Annotated in this window: 18 protein-coding genes; 10 read left to right on the top strand and 8 right to left on the bottom strand. The window is 54.8% G+C overall.

Going from position 1 to position 15,097, the window contains the following annotated elements; genetic code table 11:
- The first annotated feature begins 41 nt into the window (after positions 1-41).
- Positions 42-461, top strand: coding sequence for a rhodanese-like domain-containing protein (locus tag ABWH92_RS13965; protein WP_375569335.1), 420 nt, complete (start codon positions 42-44; stop codon positions 459-461).
- Between the two features lie 18 nt (positions 462-479).
- Here ABWH92_RS13965 and ABWH92_RS13960 read toward each other — a convergent pair whose 3' ends face one another.
- Entirely contained in the window at positions 480-809 is a 330-nt protein-coding gene (locus tag ABWH92_RS13960) for an ArsR/SmtB family transcription factor (RefSeq protein WP_375569333.1), read from the bottom strand.
- Positions 810-1,065: 256 nt separating this feature from the next.
- On the opposite strand from ABWH92_RS13960, the gene ABWH92_RS13955 reads away from it, so the two are divergent.
- Positions 1,066-1,506, top strand: a complete 441-nt coding sequence (locus ABWH92_RS13955) for a DUF1489 family protein (protein WP_375569331.1) — start codon at positions 1,066-1,068, stop codon at positions 1,504-1,506.
- Here the strand turns inward: ABWH92_RS13955 and panC are convergent.
- Positions 1,503-2,336 (bottom strand): pantoate--beta-alanine ligase, encoded by an 834-nt coding sequence (gene panC, locus ABWH92_RS13950; protein WP_375569329.1) that lies wholly within the window; start codon positions 2,334-2,336, stop codon positions 1,503-1,505. The genes ABWH92_RS13955 and panC overlap by 4 nt on opposite strands.
- A gap of 130 nt (positions 2,337-2,466) precedes the next feature.
- Between panC and ABWH92_RS13945 the strand changes: the two genes are divergently transcribed.
- Both ABWH92_RS13945 and ABWH92_RS13940 read left to right on the top strand, forming a co-directional pair.
- Positions 2,467-3,174 (top strand): VWA domain-containing protein, encoded by a 708-nt coding sequence (locus ABWH92_RS13945; RefSeq protein ID WP_375569327.1) that lies wholly within the window; start codon positions 2,467-2,469, stop codon positions 3,172-3,174.
- Entirely contained in the window at positions 3,171-3,902 is a 732-nt protein-coding gene (locus ABWH92_RS13940) for a DnaJ domain-containing protein (RefSeq protein ID WP_375569325.1), read from the top strand. Before ABWH92_RS13945 ends, ABWH92_RS13940 begins: the two co-directional genes overlap by 4 nt.
- Positions 3,903-3,954: 52 nt before the next feature.
- On the opposite strand, the gene ABWH92_RS13935 is transcribed toward ABWH92_RS13940, so the two are convergent.
- Positions 3,955-5,322, bottom strand: coding sequence for a serine hydrolase (locus tag ABWH92_RS13935; RefSeq protein ID WP_375569323.1), 1,368 nt, complete (start codon positions 5,320-5,322; stop codon positions 3,955-3,957).
- A 253-nt stretch (positions 5,323-5,575) separates the two neighbouring features.
- Between ABWH92_RS13935 and ABWH92_RS13930 the strand changes: the two genes are divergently transcribed.
- The 4 genes from ABWH92_RS13930 (at position 5,576) to ABWH92_RS13915 (ending at position 9,511) form a co-directional block, all read left to right on the top strand.
- On the top strand, positions 5,576-5,908 hold the full coding sequence (locus tag ABWH92_RS13930; RefSeq protein ID WP_375569321.1) for a phasin family protein: 333 nt from the start codon (positions 5,576-5,578) through the stop codon (positions 5,906-5,908).
- A gap of 406 nt (positions 5,909-6,314) precedes the next feature.
- Positions 6,315-6,650 carry an ATP-dependent Clp protease adapter ClpS gene (gene clpS, locus ABWH92_RS13925; protein ID WP_375574253.1) on the top strand — a complete coding sequence of 112 codons (336 nt, stop codon included), beginning with the start codon at positions 6,315-6,317 and terminating at the stop codon, positions 6,648-6,650.
- 9 nt (positions 6,651-6,659) lie between these two features.
- Complete coding sequence (gene clpA, locus ABWH92_RS13920) at positions 6,660-9,104, top strand: ATP-dependent Clp protease ATP-binding subunit ClpA (protein ID WP_375569320.1); 2,445 nt, start codon at positions 6,660-6,662, stop codon at positions 9,102-9,104.
- A 50-nt stretch (positions 9,105-9,154) separates the two neighbouring features.
- The gene (locus ABWH92_RS13915; RefSeq protein WP_375569318.1) at positions 9,155-9,511 is read left to right on the top strand and encodes a cupin domain-containing protein; all 357 of its coding nucleotides are present in this window, start codon (positions 9,155-9,157) and stop codon (positions 9,509-9,511) included.
- Here the strand turns inward: ABWH92_RS13915 and ABWH92_RS13910 are convergent.
- From ABWH92_RS13910 to ABWH92_RS13900, 3 genes are read right to left on the bottom strand one after another with little or no spacing between them, the layout of a single operon-like run.
- Positions 9,508-9,930 (bottom strand): HIT family protein, encoded by a 423-nt coding sequence (locus ABWH92_RS13910; protein ID WP_375569317.1) that lies wholly within the window; start codon positions 9,928-9,930, stop codon positions 9,508-9,510. The genes ABWH92_RS13915 and ABWH92_RS13910 overlap by 4 nt on opposite strands.
- A 20-nt stretch (positions 9,931-9,950) precedes the next feature.
- Complete coding sequence (locus ABWH92_RS13905) at positions 9,951-11,132, bottom strand: GNAT family N-acetyltransferase (protein WP_375569315.1); 1,182 nt, start codon at positions 11,130-11,132, stop codon at positions 9,951-9,953.
- The gene (locus tag ABWH92_RS13900) at positions 11,129-11,890 is read right to left on the bottom strand and encodes a glycerophosphodiester phosphodiesterase family protein (RefSeq protein WP_375569313.1); all 762 of its coding nucleotides are present in this window, start codon (positions 11,888-11,890) and stop codon (positions 11,129-11,131) included. The genes ABWH92_RS13905 and ABWH92_RS13900 overlap by 4 nt, the downstream gene beginning before the upstream one ends.
- Before the next feature lie 143 nt (positions 11,891-12,033).
- Here ABWH92_RS13900 and ABWH92_RS13895 point away from each other — a divergent pair, with 143 nt between their 5' ends.
- A complete protein-coding gene (locus tag ABWH92_RS13895; RefSeq protein ID WP_375569311.1) occupies positions 12,034-12,957 on the top strand; it encodes an EipB family protein in 924 nt (307 codons plus the stop codon).
- Here ABWH92_RS13895 and ABWH92_RS13890 read toward each other — a convergent pair.
- Positions 12,885-14,273 (bottom strand): DNA polymerase IV, encoded by a 1,389-nt coding sequence (locus tag ABWH92_RS13890; protein ID WP_375569310.1) that lies wholly within the window; start codon positions 14,271-14,273, stop codon positions 12,885-12,887. The two genes, ABWH92_RS13895 and ABWH92_RS13890, sit on opposite strands and share 73 nt — an antisense overlap.
- Positions 14,264-14,533, bottom strand: coding sequence for a DUF3572 family protein (locus ABWH92_RS13885; protein WP_375569308.1), 270 nt, complete (start codon positions 14,531-14,533; stop codon positions 14,264-14,266). The genes ABWH92_RS13890 and ABWH92_RS13885 overlap by 10 nt, the downstream gene beginning before the upstream one ends.
- A 190-nt stretch (positions 14,534-14,723) precedes the next feature.
- Between ABWH92_RS13885 and ABWH92_RS13880 the strand changes: the two genes are divergently transcribed.
- The gene (locus ABWH92_RS13880) at positions 14,724-15,095 is read left to right on the top strand and encodes a response regulator (RefSeq protein WP_375569306.1); all 372 of its coding nucleotides are present in this window, start codon (positions 14,724-14,726) and stop codon (positions 15,093-15,095) included.
- Positions 15,096-15,097 lie beyond the last annotated feature (2 nt).

Below are 15,097 nucleotides of genomic sequence, written 5' to 3'. Positions count from 1 at the left end.
CTGCCCTTGCAGTAGCACCGAACTAAACGGCACAGTGCGTCATGTCTGACGCAACAAACACCCCAAAAATCGCTCCAAGTTCTGCCAGTCTGGTCGCTCAGGCGGAAGCCTATGTTGGCCATGTCGATGTCGCAAGCGCCGCCGACATGTTGAAGGTCACGGACGTTCGCTTCATTGATGTGCGTGATGTTCGTGAGCTCGGTAGAACAGGACGTATTCCCGGGGCAAAACACTGCCCTCGCGGTATGCTCGAGTTTTGGATCGACCAGGAAAGCCCTTATCACAAGCCGCTGTTTGCTGAAGATGCCACGTTCGTCTTCTACTGCGCCAGCGGATGGCGCTCAGCGCTTGCCGCCCAGACAGCCAAACAAATGGGCTTGCAGAAGGTGACGCATCTAAAAGGCGGCATCACAGCCTGGATCGAAACTGGGAAGCCGACAGAAGCCCGAGAGACGTCCTAAGCTAAGAAGGCATACTTCTTAGCGCGTAAAGATGTCTTGCAGTTTGACCAAAAGCTCTTCGACGCGCTCATCGGCAATGCGGTAGAATGCCATCTGGCCTTCTTTACGGAAATCCACCAGATTGTCGGCCCGCAAACGCGCCAAATGTTGCGACATGGCTGATTGGCCAAGGCTGATCGATTGGGAAAGAAACGAAACCGTTGCTTCACCCTTTGCAGCCAAAAGGCACAAAATCATCAACCGCCGTTCATTGGCGATCAGTTTAAGGTAGGTTGCGGTTTCCGCCGCATTGATGTTCAGCGAACCTTGACCGGCGCCCTGGGCCGAAAGAGGAGTTTGATCGTTCATAAGAGTCGTGTTGCCGTTGCGTCGTTGTCGACCAAACAAGCCTGCGACTTGTCTGTCGCTGAACGCTCGATCTGGTAATAGTAGGTTAGCTGCGAGGCGCCCGAGGGCCTATCCGGTAAGCCCCATACTCACTATGGCCTTAAGCCTATGTTTGCGTTGAAAGACTCGCGCAATTGTCGCTTCAGCAACTGTGGATTGCAAAAAAGTGTGCGTAGTTTCCCTTGGAAGGGCCGCTGTCGCACGGCATGATGCATGAATGAGCCTTCACCTTCTCAAACTTTGCGTCGGCGCCGAATCTCTCGAAGACCACCGTGAATGGATCGCCCATACGCTGGAACGAAAACGGCGCGCGGGATTGCCTGAGGAACAGTTACACACCACACGCATGGTGCCCAAACAGCGTGACGCTTTGCTTCAAGGCGGCTCACTTTACTGGGTGATCAAGGGCAGCATTCAGGGCCGCCAAAAGTTGCTCGACATTCGCCCGTTCAAAGATGATGAGGGTATCAACCGCTGTCATCTGGTGATGGAGCCTGTTTTGTTTGCGACACGGCCGCAACCGCGCCGACCGTTTCAAGGCTGGCGCTATCTGAAAGCCAGCGATGCGCCTGCTGATCTATCAGAACTGGGTGGCCAGAGCATTGAGTTTATTGAGCCAGCCATGCGGCAGGAGTTGATCGAGCTTGGCCTGATTTAAACCGCTATGTTGTCGATAAGACGTGTTTTGCCGAGCCAAGCTGCTGCAAGCAGGCGCGCTGATCCAAGGTCTTGCAACGGTCCCAGTGTTTGCGCGTCGCGCAGCTCTATATAGTCTGGCCTGAAGTCGAAGGCTTTGACATGAGCCACGGCTTTGGCGAGCGCATCGGCCTCGGAAGCTCCGGAACGCAAAGTCTCCCGGCAAATTTGAAGGGCGCGGTTCAACTCAGGCGCTCGTTCGCGTTCATCCTCGGAAAGGTAGGCGTTGCGCGATGACAACGCCAGACCGTCAGCTTCGCGCACAGTTGGGCTTCCTTGAATGGCGACAGGAATTTTAAGATCAGCCACCATACGCTTGATGACGAGCAGCTGCTGATAGTCCTTCTCACCGAAAACTGCGATATCACACATAGATGCCAGCAGGAGACGGCTCACAACCGTTGCCACGCCTTGGAAGAAATGGGGGCGAAAATCGCTCTCAAGTCCAAGGGCAGGGCCCTCCATTAGGATGCGGGTTGCATCGTGCGATCCATACATTTCTTCTACATCCGGCATGAACACGGCATGCACACCAGCCCTTTGCAGAGCATCTAAATCGGCCTGTTCTTGGCGAGGATAGCGATCCAAGTCTTCGTTGGGTCCAAACTGGGTTGGATTCACAAAGATGGTTGCAATCACTGCATCGGCCAGCGAAGCCGCATGTGTCACCAGAGCAAGATGCCCGTCGTGCAATGCACCCATGGTTGGGACCAACGCACTGGATCTCCCTGCAGCTTTCAATGCTGACTGGGTTTGTCGAAGAGAAGCGATTGTGCGGCAGACTTTGGTCATCAAGAAAGTAAGCTGAGTGGAAATTAAGGTTGGGCGGTCGTCGCCAAAAGGCCAACGGTGCGTTCAAGGACAGCGCTTTGGCAGTCCTATACCCTTCCCAAGAGCACATGTGCATCCCAAATGATGACCTATGAAGAAACAAACACCCTCTGTTAAAGGTCAGTCTGAACCGACAACGCAGTCTACTGAAGGCTCAGTGGATGCGTTTGTTGCCGCGCTTGGAGCGGCCCCAAAGCCAGGCTCATCTGGGCGACTGCTGTTCGCTTTGGACGCCACACTCAGCCGAGAGCGCACATGGGATCGCGCTATGCACATCCAATCCTCCATGTTTGCTGAGGCCAGTTTGGTCAACGGGCTAGCGATGAAGCTTGTCTACTTTCGAGGGTTTAATGAGTGCCGCGCGTCAGCTTGGCAGACTGATGGCAAATCATTGGCGCGGCTGATGCAGGGCATTGTGTGTTTGGGTGGCCAAACGCAGATTGGTCGCGTGCTCGGCTTTGCCCGCAAAGAGATCGCCAAAGCTCCGGTGCCAGCGATGGTTTACATAGGTGATGCTGTTGAGGAAGCGCCTGATGCGCTCAGTCAACAAGCTGGTGAACTTGGCATGCTTGGCTGCAAGCTTTTCATGTTCCACGAAGGGCGAGACAGAATGGCCGGAAGTGTCTTTCGCTCCATGGCCACCAACTCCGGTGGCGGCTATTTCCAGTTTGATGAGCGCTCAGCCGAAACGCTTGCAAGGCTGCTCCAAGCTGTCGCGCGCTATGCGTCAGGAGGGCGGACCGCACTGGAAAACACATCGACCCACGAAGGGCAGATGCTGTTGGAGCAAATGCGATGATCTACCTGATTTTTGGCCTGGCCCTACTGGCGTTGTTTTTGCTGGTCGGACGCGCACTTACACGCATTCCTGCTGCACAAATCGCCAAACACGCGCGTTTTGGCGGCATTGCCCTGCTGATGGGCCTTGCCGGCCTGTTGCTGCTAACCGGACGCTTCGGCGCGATGAGCCAAGTGTTTGCACTCGCAAACCATGCCTTACGCAACCGCGCGATGTTTCGTGGTCGACCCAAAGGCTTTGATGATGTGGACGGTGTCTATGGTGCCAGCACATCGCAGGGCGGTCCAACTGTGCGCACCAAATATCTGGAGATGAAGCTCGATCAAAGCTCCGGAGATATTTCGGGCAGCTTTATCGAAGGCCCCTGGAAGGGCAGGGCTCTTGAGGATTGCTCACGAGATGACCTGCTGACCGCGCTTAGCGCGGCAAGCGATGATGGAGAGAGTGTCAGGCTTTTAGAAGCGTATCTGGACCGCACGTTTACCGGTTGGCGAGAAAACCATGACGAGCGGGCGGGAGACCGGCGTGCCCGCGCGTCGAATCCGAGCGGCATGACTGAAGACGAGGCCTATGAGATCTTGGGGCTTGAGCCGGGCGCCAAGGCCGATGCCATCCGTGCGGCGCACAGGCGCCTCATGGCCAACATCCATCCCGACCGAGGCGGGTCGACGTACCTTGCGGCCAAGGTCAATCTTGCCAAGGAAGTTCTCTTGAAGCTGCACGGCTGATACTCCTGGAAACACAAAAAGCCGAGTGGAAAGGTAGACGCTCGTTTTGCCTCTAACGGTCTGGTCTCACCGCCAGACATGCAAAGCTGCGCGCCTCAAGGGCACTGCATGCTGCCTGCGCAACATCGCGACTGTTGAACCCTCCAAAACGGGCGCGCCAAAGCGTGTTGCCATTGGACTGGATGCTTTGGGTGTAAGGGGTACGAGCCGTTAGGTCGCTAAAGCTCCCGCGTGCTTGGGCAAGCATATCAACGGCGGCTTCCTGGCTTGGCATGGCACCAATCTGGATCGTCCAGCCATCGGCGGGCACACTTCCCAGTTGCATACCGCCTGATGCCGAAGCCGTGGCAGCTGGAGCCTCCGGTGAATGGGTGGCGACCATACTGGCAGATGCTGGCGCAGAGACGGTCGCGACTTCAACGGCGGCCAGCGGTGCTGGCAAAGGCTGCGGAGGTGTTGGCGCCATCATCGCATTGGCGGCCGCGAATGCAACGGCGGGCAATGCTGCAGGGTGTGGAACAGGTGAGGGTGGTGTGAACTGGGCACGAGCAACGACCAAACGCGCCGTGCGAGGCCCGGTTGATGCCTGTGGCAGATGCCGTGCGATCAAATCGCGCATATGGGCATTACGGCTGGCGCCAGTACGACCGCCCATGACAACCGCAACGATATGACGGCCACCATCATTGACCGACGAGAGCAAATTGAAGCCCGAGGCACGAATGTAGCCGGTTTTGATGCCATCAACGCCACGAACGGTACCGAGCAACCGGTTGTGGTTCCGGTAGGTGCGACCGCCATATCGGAAGCTTGTGGTTGAAAAAACCTGGTAGCGCTGCGGGAAACGCTCATAGATCGCCCGACCCATCAGCACCATATCATGTGCCGTGGTGCGTTGCTCACGGTTTGGAAGTCCGGATGCATTGCGAAACGTGGTGTCGCTCATGCCGATCCGGCGCGCGGTCTCGGTCATGCGCTGAGCAAAACTCCACTCGGTGCCACCAATGTGTTCGGCAACAACGGCAGCGGCATCGTTAGCCGATTTGGTGACAAGCGACAGCATCGCATCGCGCACCGTGATGGTTTGACCGCTTCGCAGGCCAAGCTCTGATGGAGGCTGAGCCTGGGCGTGAGCGGAGACGTTCATCCGTGTGTCGAGGGAAAGGCGGCCAGCCTCCAGCTCTTCAAACAAGATGTAGAGCGTCATCACCTTGGTAAGGGAAGCTGGAAATCGTGGAGCATTCGCATGGCGAGAGAACAAGACCTCGCCGTTGCGCGCATCAACAACCAAAGCGGCATAACGCGGATTGGCGTTCGCCTGTGACGGCATGCCGAAAGATCCGAAGAAAACGCCAAACGCAACAAGCAGTGCAAACCCAGCCTGCACCAACGATACTCTACGCAACACAATTCCACCCATTGGTTTTCCGGCTCAAAACGCGAGCCAGTACGCCCCCAAAAACTTGTCCACCCGCACAAACGCCACGAGCCAAGCTTGATGCTCAAAATAGAATTTGGAGGGTTTCAGAAGGGTTAAACGCTCGGCAGGAATTGCACTTTGTGCGTCGCAGCAATTTCTCCTTGACTATCATGTTGCAACGCACATATATGATTGTGCGCTGCAAACATTTGCGGCACGTGATTTCTTGCACAACCTTATGGAGCTGAGGACCATGATGACCAATTTTGATGAAGTACAAAAAGCCAGCAAAGAGAACATGGATTTGGCCATGGCCTCCATGGCCGCCATGTCTAAAGGTGTCCAGGCGATGGCCTTGGAAACCCAGGACTATTCCAAGAAAGCAATGGAAACAGGTTCCGCTGCTATGGAAGACCTGCTTGCTGCTAAGTCGCTCGACAAGGCTGTTGAAGTGCAGTCCGACTACATGAAAACCGCTTACGAGGCGTTTGTTGGCCAGGCAACCAAAGTCAACGAGATGTTCGTTGATCTCGCCAAAGAGACCTACAAGCCTTACGAAGGCGTGTTCGCCAAAGTCGGCAAGTAAACAACACGGTCGCATGTTCCATTGTAGTGATGGGATGCCCGCGACACTTTGAGAGTTGACGAGCCGTCGCGCTTGTCTCGCTCCAACTGTCTCAAGAAGGGCTGGTGCCATTGGCACCGGCCCTTTCTCGTTTTTGGACGGCCACTTTGTGCTGCCCCTTTAAATCTTTCCAGCGACGCATATTTGATAGGCTGTGCCCGCCAGATAATTGGCCTTGATGGCATCGCTATTGTGCTTCACCATCCAACCCAAATCAGACCGCACCCATTTGTGGTGCTTCATGGTGGCCCAAACCGTGTTCGACGACCCGACCCAGTTCAATCATTCAATGATGCCTGCCTTGCTTGAGACGACCTTGCCCCAACCTACCATCATGCCAATCAATATGACCGGCAGCACCACACCTATGTTGTCTGCCGAAGAGGGCAGTGACGGCGACAACGCCGGAAATGGCACAGCGGTCATCACGCGCACCAAACCTAAGGTGAAGCGCCCCAACCTCTACCGGGTTTTGCTTCTCAATGATGACTACACGCCGATGGAATTTGTCGTGCTTGTTTTGGAACGGTTCTTCCGCAAGACGCGTGATGAAGCGACTCAGATTATGTTGCATGTCCACCAGAACGGGGTCGGCGAATGTGGCGTGTACACCTATGAAGTGGCGGAAACCAAAGTGACTCAGGTCATGGATTTTGCCCGACAGAATCAACATCCTTTGCAATGTGTTATGGAAAAAAAGTGAGAGCCGCCTGTGCCAACCTTTTCCCGTAGTCTTGAAAAAGCCCTGCATCGCGCCCTCGCTGGCGCCAACGAGCGTAGCCACGAATACGCAACGCTTGAGCATCTACTCCTGGCGCTGATGGATGATGAAGATGCGCTCGGCGTTATGCAGGCCTGTAGCGTTGATGTAACGGCGCTGCGCGACGCGGTGGCCGATTATGTGGACCACGAGCTTGTCGATCTAACCGCCGAAGACGGTGAAGAAGCCAAACCAACAGCCGGCTTTCAGCGGGTTATTCAGCGCGCAGTCATTCATGTTCAATCCTCTGGACGCGATGAAGTGACCGGTGCGAACGTGCTTGTCGCCATCTTCGCCGAGCGGGAAAGCCATGCTGCCTACTTCCTGCAAGAGCAGGATATGACCCGCTATGATGCGGTCAATTACATCTCGCACGGAATTGCCAAACGCCCTGGAGCAAGCGAGCAGCGTGCGCCGCGCGGTGCTGACGAGGACGCTGGGGATGATGAAGGCCGCGAATCCAAAAAGAATGAGGCGCTGGACGCGTACTGCGTGAACCTCAACGAAAAAGCCAAGGACGGAAAGATCGATCCTCTGATCGGTCGTGGCAAAGAGACTCAGCGCACGGTGCAGGTGCTTTGCCGTCGTCAGAAAAACAATCCGTTGTTGGTTGGTGACCCGGGCGTGGGCAAAACCGCCATCGCCGAAGGCTTGGCCAAACGCATCGTTGATGGCGATGTGCCTGAAGTGCTGGCGGATGCCACCGTGTTTTCGCTCGACATGGGCGTTCTATTGGCGGGGACGCGCTACCGTGGTGATTTTGAAGAGCGGCTGAAACAGGTCGTCAAAGAGATCGAAGCCTTTGAAGGCTCAATCCTTTTCATTGATGAGATTCACACGGTCATTGGTGCTGGAGCGACATCAGGCGGCGCCATGGATGCGTCGAACTTGCTCAAACCTGCCCTTGCTGCCGGGTCACTGCGCTGCATCGGTTCGACGACTTACAAAGAGTATCGTCAGTTCTTTGAGAAAGACCGTGCGCTTGTTCGGCGTTTCCAGAAAATCGATGTCACCGAGCCAAGTGTGCCGGACGCAATCGAAATTCTGAAAGGCTTGAAGCCCTACTTTGAGGACTATCATAAGGTCCGCTACACCCATGATGCGATCAAAACGGCCGTCGAACTCTCAGCACGCTACATCAATGATCGCAAGCTGCCGGACAAAGCCATTGATGTGATCGACGAGACCGGCGCGTCGCAACAGCTTGTTCCAGAGAGTCGTCGTCGTAAAACAATTGGTGTGAAAGAGGTGGAGAACGCGATTGCGCTGATGGCGCGTATCCCGCCGAAAAATGTCACCAAGGACGATGCGGTGGTGATCAAAGGTTTGGAAGACAATCTCAAACGGGTTGTCTTCGGCCAGGATGATGCCATCACTGCCCTGTCGGCTGCCATCAAGCTTTCACGCGCAGGCCTGCGTGAGCCAGAAAAGCCAATTGGCAACTATCTGTTCTCCGGCCCAACTGGTGTCGGTAAGACTGAAGTCGCCAAGAGTTTGGCCAACTTGCTTGGCGTGGAGCTGCTGCGCTTTGACATGTCCGAATATATGGAGCGTCACGCGGTTTCGCGACTCATTGGTGCGCCCCCAGGCTATGTCGGATTTGATCAAGGTGGCCTTCTAACCGATGGCGTCGATCAGCATCCGTACTGCGTCTTGTTGCTTGATGAGATCGAGAAAGCTCATCCCGATCTGTTCAATGTGCTTTTGCAGGTGATGGATCACGGCAAGCTGACCGACTCAAATGGTAAAGAGGTCGACTTCCGCAATGTCATCATCATCATGACCACAAATGCGGGCGCGCAGGACCTCGCCAAGCCGGCCATCGGCTTCAAGAACTCACGCCGCGAAGGCGACGATATGGAAGCGATCAACCGCTTGTTTGCACCTGAGTTCCGCAATCGCTTGGATGCGATCATTCAGTTCAGCCATTTGCCGCAGGATGTTGTCTTCCGCGTGGTTGAAAAGTTTGTGCTTCAGTTAGAAACCCAGCTGTCAGACCGCAATGTCGTGATTGAACTGACGGACAAAGCGCGCGAATGGCTGGCGATTGAAGGCTATGATGAACATATGGGTGCACGCCCGTTGGGACGTGTGATCCAAGAACACATTAAGAAACCGCTTGCTGATGAGGTCTTGTTCGGTGAGTTGATCAAGGGTGGTACAGTGCGCGTCGATCTCGACCAAAACGAGAAAGGCAAGACGGTTGGACTGAAGCTGGAAGCGGTCGCCGAGCCAGCAAAGCCGAAACCGGACCCTGTGCCAACCAAGGCGAAGCGCAAAGCACCTGCCAAAAAGAAGACAACCACCAAGGCAACCGCAACCAAAGCATCTGGGCGCAAAAAGCCTGGCTCAAGCGGCGGAAGAGGCGCGGTACCGAAAGTGCCGCTGAAGACATAAGAGCAAAAAGGTCGGGCAATTATCCGACCTTTTTTTCTGGGAGTGTCGCTATGAAACCCGAAGCCATCAACCTGGCTGACAAACTCAGTCAGTTTTCAGAACATTGGTCACCAAAGATCGTCAGTCAGTTCAATGGCAACGATATCATGGTCGTGAAGGTGCAAGGCGAGTTTGTTTGGCATGACCACCACGACACGGATGATTTCTTTCTGGTTCTGGATGGCCAAGTGCGTATTGAAACCGAAGACGGAAACGTCACCCTCGGGCCAGGTGACCTTTACGTTGTTCCGAAGGGCAAGAAACACAGACCGGTTGCTGATCGTGAAGCCCATATTTTGCTCATCGAGCCGCGTGGTACGCCGAATAGGGGTGACGCGACAACAGCGGTGATCAAGGAAGCGATCTAGCTGAGATGGGCGCGATACTTCTCAGCATGATCTGCTAGAACGGTTTGATCGGCCATTGCGCCAGTGTGCGGCTTTAAGGGTACGCCTGTATGCCGAGGGATCACGTGCACATGCAGGTGGAAAACAGACTGGCCACCTGCGGCCTCGTTGAACTGCTGAATGGTCACCCCGTCTGCTTCAAAGGCCTGTTTGGCCGCCTGCGCGACAGCTTGCACCGCTTTGAAAAGCACAGCAAAAGTTGAAGCGTCCGCATCGAGAAAATTGCGTGACGGTGCTTTTGGAAGAACCAAGGCATGTCCCGGCGCTTGTGGCATCACATCCATGATGGCCAGCACGTCATTATTCTCAAGGATCTTGTGGCTGGGAATGTCACCGCGCAGGATCTTAGCAAAAATATTCTCAGAATCGTAAGCCGTCATTGGGTCGTCCTTGCTGGTGCTCAACCTTTGCGGAAAGGCGTGCGCTGTTCAAGATACTGCGCATCAAACATCACCTGTTCACGCTCCCCGACCAAATAGTCGGACACCGCACGGCGGAAACTTGGATTGGGTATGTAGTGCATGCTTGTCGTGATCGCAGGCTGATAGCCCCGCGCCAGCTTGTGCGAGCCTTGTGCGCCAGCCTCAACACGATCAAGCTTGTGAGCAATCGCGTAGTCGATGGCCTGATAGTAGCACACTTCAAAATGCAAGAACGGATGATGTTCCGTGCATCCCCAGTTACGCCCATAGAGCGCATCTGAGCCTTTGAAGTTGAGGGCGCCTGCGACGTAGCGTCCGTCACGTTTGGCCATGATGAGCACAATGTCATTGGGCATACGCTCACCAATCAGCGAAAAGAACGAGCGCGTCAGATAGGGTTGACCCCATTTGCGAGCGCCAGTGTCCTGATAAAACGTGAAAAACGCATCCCAATGCTCTTCATTCAGATCATCGCCTGAAAGCCACTCGATCTCAACACCATTGTTCGAGAGTGCTTCCCGGCGCTCTTTGCGGATTTGTTTGCGCTTGCGAGACGCCAGCGCGGCTTCAAAGTCCACAAAGTTGCTGTAGCCATCATTGTACCAATGAAACTGTTGGTCATGGCGGGTCAAAAAGTCGTGACCCTCCAGCAGTTGTGCTTCGTCTTCGCTCACAAACGTAATATGCGCCGAGGAAAGGCCAAGTTTGTCGACCACCGCCTGCATGCCTTGTGCGAGCAGCGAGCGCAGCAAGTCATCGTCCGTCTCGTTGGCAGTCAGCAGTTTTGGTGCACTGGCAGGGGTGAACGGAATGCTTGATTGAAGCTTTGGGTAGTAACGGCCTCCAGCGCGCTCATAAGCATCAGCCCAAGCATGGTCGAAGACGTACTCGCCATAGCTGTGCATTTTTAGATATGCAGGAAGAACAGCCTCAAGCGTGCCTTCGGCGCTCCGCACAACAATGTGAGAACCGATCCATCCCGTGTCGGCCTCAGCCGATCCAGAGTCTTCCAAGGCAGACAAGAAAGCGTAAGAAACAAAAGGGTTGTAGAAGTTGCCTTCGGTTTTCGACCCACCTTGGAGGCCCGCCCAGGCCTGTTTACCGACATCGGATAAATTCTCTACGGTCTCAAGCGTGCGCGATCCAGAAACAGTACTCATAGGGGCACACCATAAGGATCAAAGCCCTCAAAGGTGATCGCATCAACATGACGCGCCATATGTTTGGCGGTCTGGACATCTTTGACAGTCCAACAAAGAAGCGCTTTTTGACCAAACACCTTTGCCAGCCAGGGCGAAAATGCAGGTAGGTTGGCCTGATTGTAAGACACGAAATCGCACCAAAGTCCGGGGCCGTGAAGCAAGGCTCCATACTGAAAACGCTTCCAAATCGACAACTCGCCCCAGTGTTTATAGCCCATGCTAGCGGCCACGACGCCCAATGGACGACCCGTATTGTGTTTGTGCAGATGCGATATCAAGGTTGGATCAAATGACATCAAAGCCAGTGGACCTGGGTAAGCGGCAATCGCGCCTGCAACGGCATCAGCTAGGGCAAGTTCTCGATCAAATCTGCTTTTCAACTCAACGATCAGTGGCGTACGACCATCAACATGGGCCAAAACTTTCGCCAAGGATGGGATCTTTGTGCCGGCGCCAATCACTTCAATTTTTTGAAGGTCTTGGCATGCTCTTGCCACAACAGAGCCTGTTTCACGCGTCAAACGATCGAGCGTATGATCATGAAAGATCACCGCATCGTTATCAGCCGTCAATTGCACATCAAGTTCGATCGCAAAGCCACGTTCAATAGCCGCATCGAACGCTGGGATGGTGTTCTCCACAAGGCCTTGTGTTTGATCATGAAGGCCACGGTGAGCGATTGGGCGAGCCGTTAGCCAATGCGGTGTGTTGGGCATGGTGCGCTAGACTGCACGCTGGCAACGAAAACCAGCTTCGGCTGACAGGTTATGGTCAGAGTCGGCAAATCGTTGCTCGAAGCTCATGGGGCGTGTATCTCGACTATTGATTGAAACCAATTGGCTACAGGATCGAAAATCTCTTGCTGTCCAGCTATTTAAAGACCGCCGCAGGAACGTCCAGGGGTTACGATAAGCACCTCACTGCTTTTCTGGTGGGCGGCGGGTTTTTGGTGCTCTCTGGTGGTGTGACGACATCTGCACAAACGGTCGATCCAACAGAGTTGCTCTCACACCGCGCGGTTTACGAGCTCTCGTTGATGGACAGCGAGCGCGACTCAGGCATCGAGCACGCATCTGGTCTTTTCATTTTTGACGTAACAGGCGCCGGTTGTGCCGGCTGGACCATGGCGAGCGACATGATTCTTTCTATTGAAGGTCGCTCCGGCAATACCATTCGAACCCAGACAAGTTACCGCGCTTTCGAGGATGGGGCAGGGCAGGTTTTCACCTTTCAAACCAACACTGAGACCAACGATGAAGAACCAATCTCCGTGACGGGTGCTGCAGAACGCGCGCCTACAGGAGATATGACCATTCGACGCTTTGCACAGGAAGAAACGACAACGGCTGCCCTGGCCGAAACCCTCTTTCCTAATCAGCTCACCGAAGCGGTCATGCGAGCTGCGCGCGATGGCGAACGTTTGGTTTTTACCTCAGTGTTCGACGGTAGCCATGAAACGGGCCTGGCCCAAGCTGTTACCGCAATAATCGGGGAGCCGATTGAACCAACGGTACTTGCTCCTATACGCGCCAACGCCACCACTGACCGCGATGTCACGGACCGTGAACGTTGGGATGATTTCCCAGCGCCATTTCGCGCTTGGCCGGTAACGCTAAGCTACTTTGATCCTGTGGAAGCGGACTCCGGACCAAGCTTCGTTGTTTCCTATTCACTGGACAGCAACGGGATTTCAGATCAGCTGGTGCTTGATTACGGCTCGTTCTCTTTACGCGGTGAACTGGCAGACTTTGAAGCGTTCCGATCGACACCCTGCTCGGAATGATTTGCGGTCATCGTTTGATCGGATTGTTTGGGTGATTTCTCGCCAAACACCAGCCCCACACCAACGGCATCGTCGCCGTACTTCGCCCGCAAAGCGTCCATCGCTTTCTCTGCATCTGTGCGACGTTGTGCATCGGCATCGGCAAGGTCGCGGTCATCAGCCGCTTGCCCATCCATGAGTTCCGACACACCCACTCCAAGCAAACGATAGCGCGTCCCCTTGGCCACGCCCTCCAATAGGGGCTCAACAGTGCGGAAAATGCGGTCAGCACTCTGTGTTGGCGTCGGCAGACTGTGCGAACGGGTGAGTGTTTTAAAACTGGCGGTCTTGATCTTCAGCGTGACTGTGCGCCCACTTATATCTTTCGCTTTCAGTTGCTTGGCTACGCGCTCGCTGGCGCCGCGTGCAATCACGCGCAAAGCATCAAGCTCAGCGATATCCTCATTGAATGTTCGTTCTGACGAAACGCTTTTGCGCTCCCTGTCAGGTCGCACCGTTCGTGGATCAATGCCGCTGGCAAGATCGTGCAAACGCGCGCCTTGCTCACCAAAACTGCGCCACAGACGCTCCGGGTCTGCGGCTTGAAGATCAGCCAGTGTGGCGTACCCTTTTTTCTCGAGGCTCCTGGCCATGGCAGCACCCACGCCAAACAGCGCTCGCACAGGCATCGGCGCCAGAAGATCCAACGTCTCTGCGCGGCCAACGACGGCAAAGCCTCGAGGCTTGTCCATATCGGAGGCCATCTTCGCCATCGACTTGTTGTGTGAGAGGCCAATGGAGACCGTCACACCGACATTTTCTTCAATGGAGCGAGCAAATCGCAAAAGGGTCAAAGCCGGTGAGCCACCATGCAAGCGTTCCGTTCCAGTAAGATCGAGGAATGCTTCGTCAATGGACAAGGGCTCAACAAGAGGCGTCAATCCAAGCATGCGTTCACGGATATCGCGCCCCACCTCCGAGTAACGCCGCATATTGGGTTTCACGATCACCGCATCGGGGCAAAGCTTGCGAGCCGTGAACATCGGCATGGCGGAGCGGACCCCGTGGATACGCGCAATGTAGCAGCATGTTGAAACAACGCCGCGCTGACCACCGCCAACAATCACCGGTTTGTCACGCAAGTCCGGATTATCCAGCTTCTCAACAGCTGCAAAGAACGCATCACAATCGATATGCGCAATTGAGAGCGCCTCCAACTCGTCATGAACAAGCATCCGAGGGGACCCGCAGGCAGGGCACCGTTTTGGCAGTTGGGCAGCAACACTGCCTTGTGCGGAGGTTAAACAGTCACGGCAATAGCCGGTGACTAAGCCCATGAATCGTCGATCCCACTGCTTTGGGCCACACGTGCGACAAAAGCTGGATCTTCACCTGTCTCCTCGCAAAAAGCCAGGAGCAAAGGTTCATTGGTCATCATGTAATCCAGCAATCCATTTTGGAACCCCTTGTCCGCCAAACGGGAACGCAACTCACTTGGATGAACACCTGAAATGGCAAAAAACTGCTCCATGTCCTCAGGTCGAGCACCAAGGAAAACAAGCAATCGTGAAACAAGATCAAAGCGGTTAGTGTTCATTAACGCTGCCCACTGTTTATCCCAACAAGGCGTTGGTTGAGAGGTGTGTGATCATCAAGAACTGGGCGCCCTTTGCTTTTTCTTCAAGTTTGAACGGCATAACTGACCCAAAGGCAACCGCGCCTGGACGTCCATCGGCGATCCATGTGGACTAGTGGGGACGGCAGTTGGCCGATCCGGAGCAAATAAGATGAGCAAGACCATCCTCATTGTTGAGGACAACGAGCTGAACATGAAGCTGTTCAGCGATCTACTTGAAGCCAAAGGCTATGCCACGGTGAAAACCGGCAATGGCATGGACGCCATGGAGCTGGCACGCACCCACCGTCCAGATCTCATTCTGATGGATATCCAGCTACCAGAAGTCTCTGGTTTGGACGTAACCCGCTGGCTTAAGGAAGATGATGATCTGCGCCACATACCCGTCATCGCTGTCACCGCATTTGCCATGAAGGGTGATGAAGAACGTATCCGATCCGGCGGCTGCGAGGCCTACATCTCCAAGCCTATTTCCGTGTCCGGTTTCCTTGACACCATCCGCACTTTTGTCGGCGAAGCATAGGG

This window comes from Ahrensia marina (genome assembly GCF_042140245.1).
In the GTDB taxonomy this organism is placed as follows: Bacteria; Pseudomonadota; Alphaproteobacteria; order Rhizobiales; family MH13; genus MH13.
Note: the sequence above shows the minus strand (reverse complement) of the source record. Positions and strands in the feature narration are given on the sequence as shown.

Bases quoted from the DNA above. Each gene is read 5' to 3' on its own strand.
- ABWH92_RS13965 (WP_375569335.1), top strand. From the start codon at position 42: ATGTCTGACGCAACAAACACCCCAAAAATCGCTCCAAGTTCTGCCAGT.
- ABWH92_RS13960 (WP_375569333.1), bottom strand. From the start codon at position 809: ATGAACGATCAAACTCCTCTTTCGGCCCAGGGCGCCGGTCAAGGTTCG.
- ABWH92_RS13955 (WP_375569331.1), top strand. From the start codon at position 1,066: ATGAGCCTTCACCTTCTCAAACTTTGCGTCGGCGCCGAATCTCTCGAA.
- panC (WP_375569329.1), bottom strand. From the start codon at position 2,336: ATGACCAAAGTCTGCCGCACAATCGCTTCTCTTCGACAAACCCAGTCA.
- ABWH92_RS13945 (WP_375569327.1), top strand. From the start codon at position 2,467: ATGAAGAAACAAACACCCTCTGTTAAAGGTCAGTCTGAACCGACAACG.
- ABWH92_RS13940 (WP_375569325.1), top strand. From the start codon at position 3,171: ATGATCTACCTGATTTTTGGCCTGGCCCTACTGGCGTTGTTTTTGCTG.
- ABWH92_RS13935 (WP_375569323.1), bottom strand. From the start codon at position 5,322: ATGGGTGGAATTGTGTTGCGTAGAGTATCGTTGGTGCAGGCTGGGTTT.
- ABWH92_RS13930 (WP_375569321.1), top strand. From the start codon at position 5,576: ATGATGACCAATTTTGATGAAGTACAAAAAGCCAGCAAAGAGAACATG.
- clpS (WP_375574253.1), top strand. From the start codon at position 6,315: ATGTTGTCTGCCGAAGAGGGCAGTGACGGCGACAACGCCGGAAATGGC.
- ABWH92_RS13915 (WP_375569318.1), top strand. From the start codon at position 9,155: ATGAAACCCGAAGCCATCAACCTGGCTGACAAACTCAGTCAGTTTTCA.
- ABWH92_RS13910 (WP_375569317.1), bottom strand. From the start codon at position 9,930: ATGACGGCTTACGATTCTGAGAATATTTTTGCTAAGATCCTGCGCGGT.
- ABWH92_RS13905 (WP_375569315.1), bottom strand. From the start codon at position 11,132: ATGAGTACTGTTTCTGGATCGCGCACGCTTGAGACCGTAGAGAATTTA.
- ABWH92_RS13900 (WP_375569313.1), bottom strand. From the start codon at position 11,890: ATGCCCAACACACCGCATTGGCTAACGGCTCGCCCAATCGCTCACCGT.
- ABWH92_RS13890 (WP_375569310.1), bottom strand. From the start codon at position 14,273: ATGGGCTTAGTCACCGGCTATTGCCGTGACTGTTTAACCTCCGCACAA.
- ABWH92_RS13885 (WP_375569308.1), bottom strand. From the start codon at position 14,533: ATGAACACTAACCGCTTTGATCTTGTTTCACGATTGCTTGTTTTCCTT.
- ABWH92_RS13880 (WP_375569306.1), top strand. From the start codon at position 14,724: ATGAGCAAGACCATCCTCATTGTTGAGGACAACGAGCTGAACATGAAG.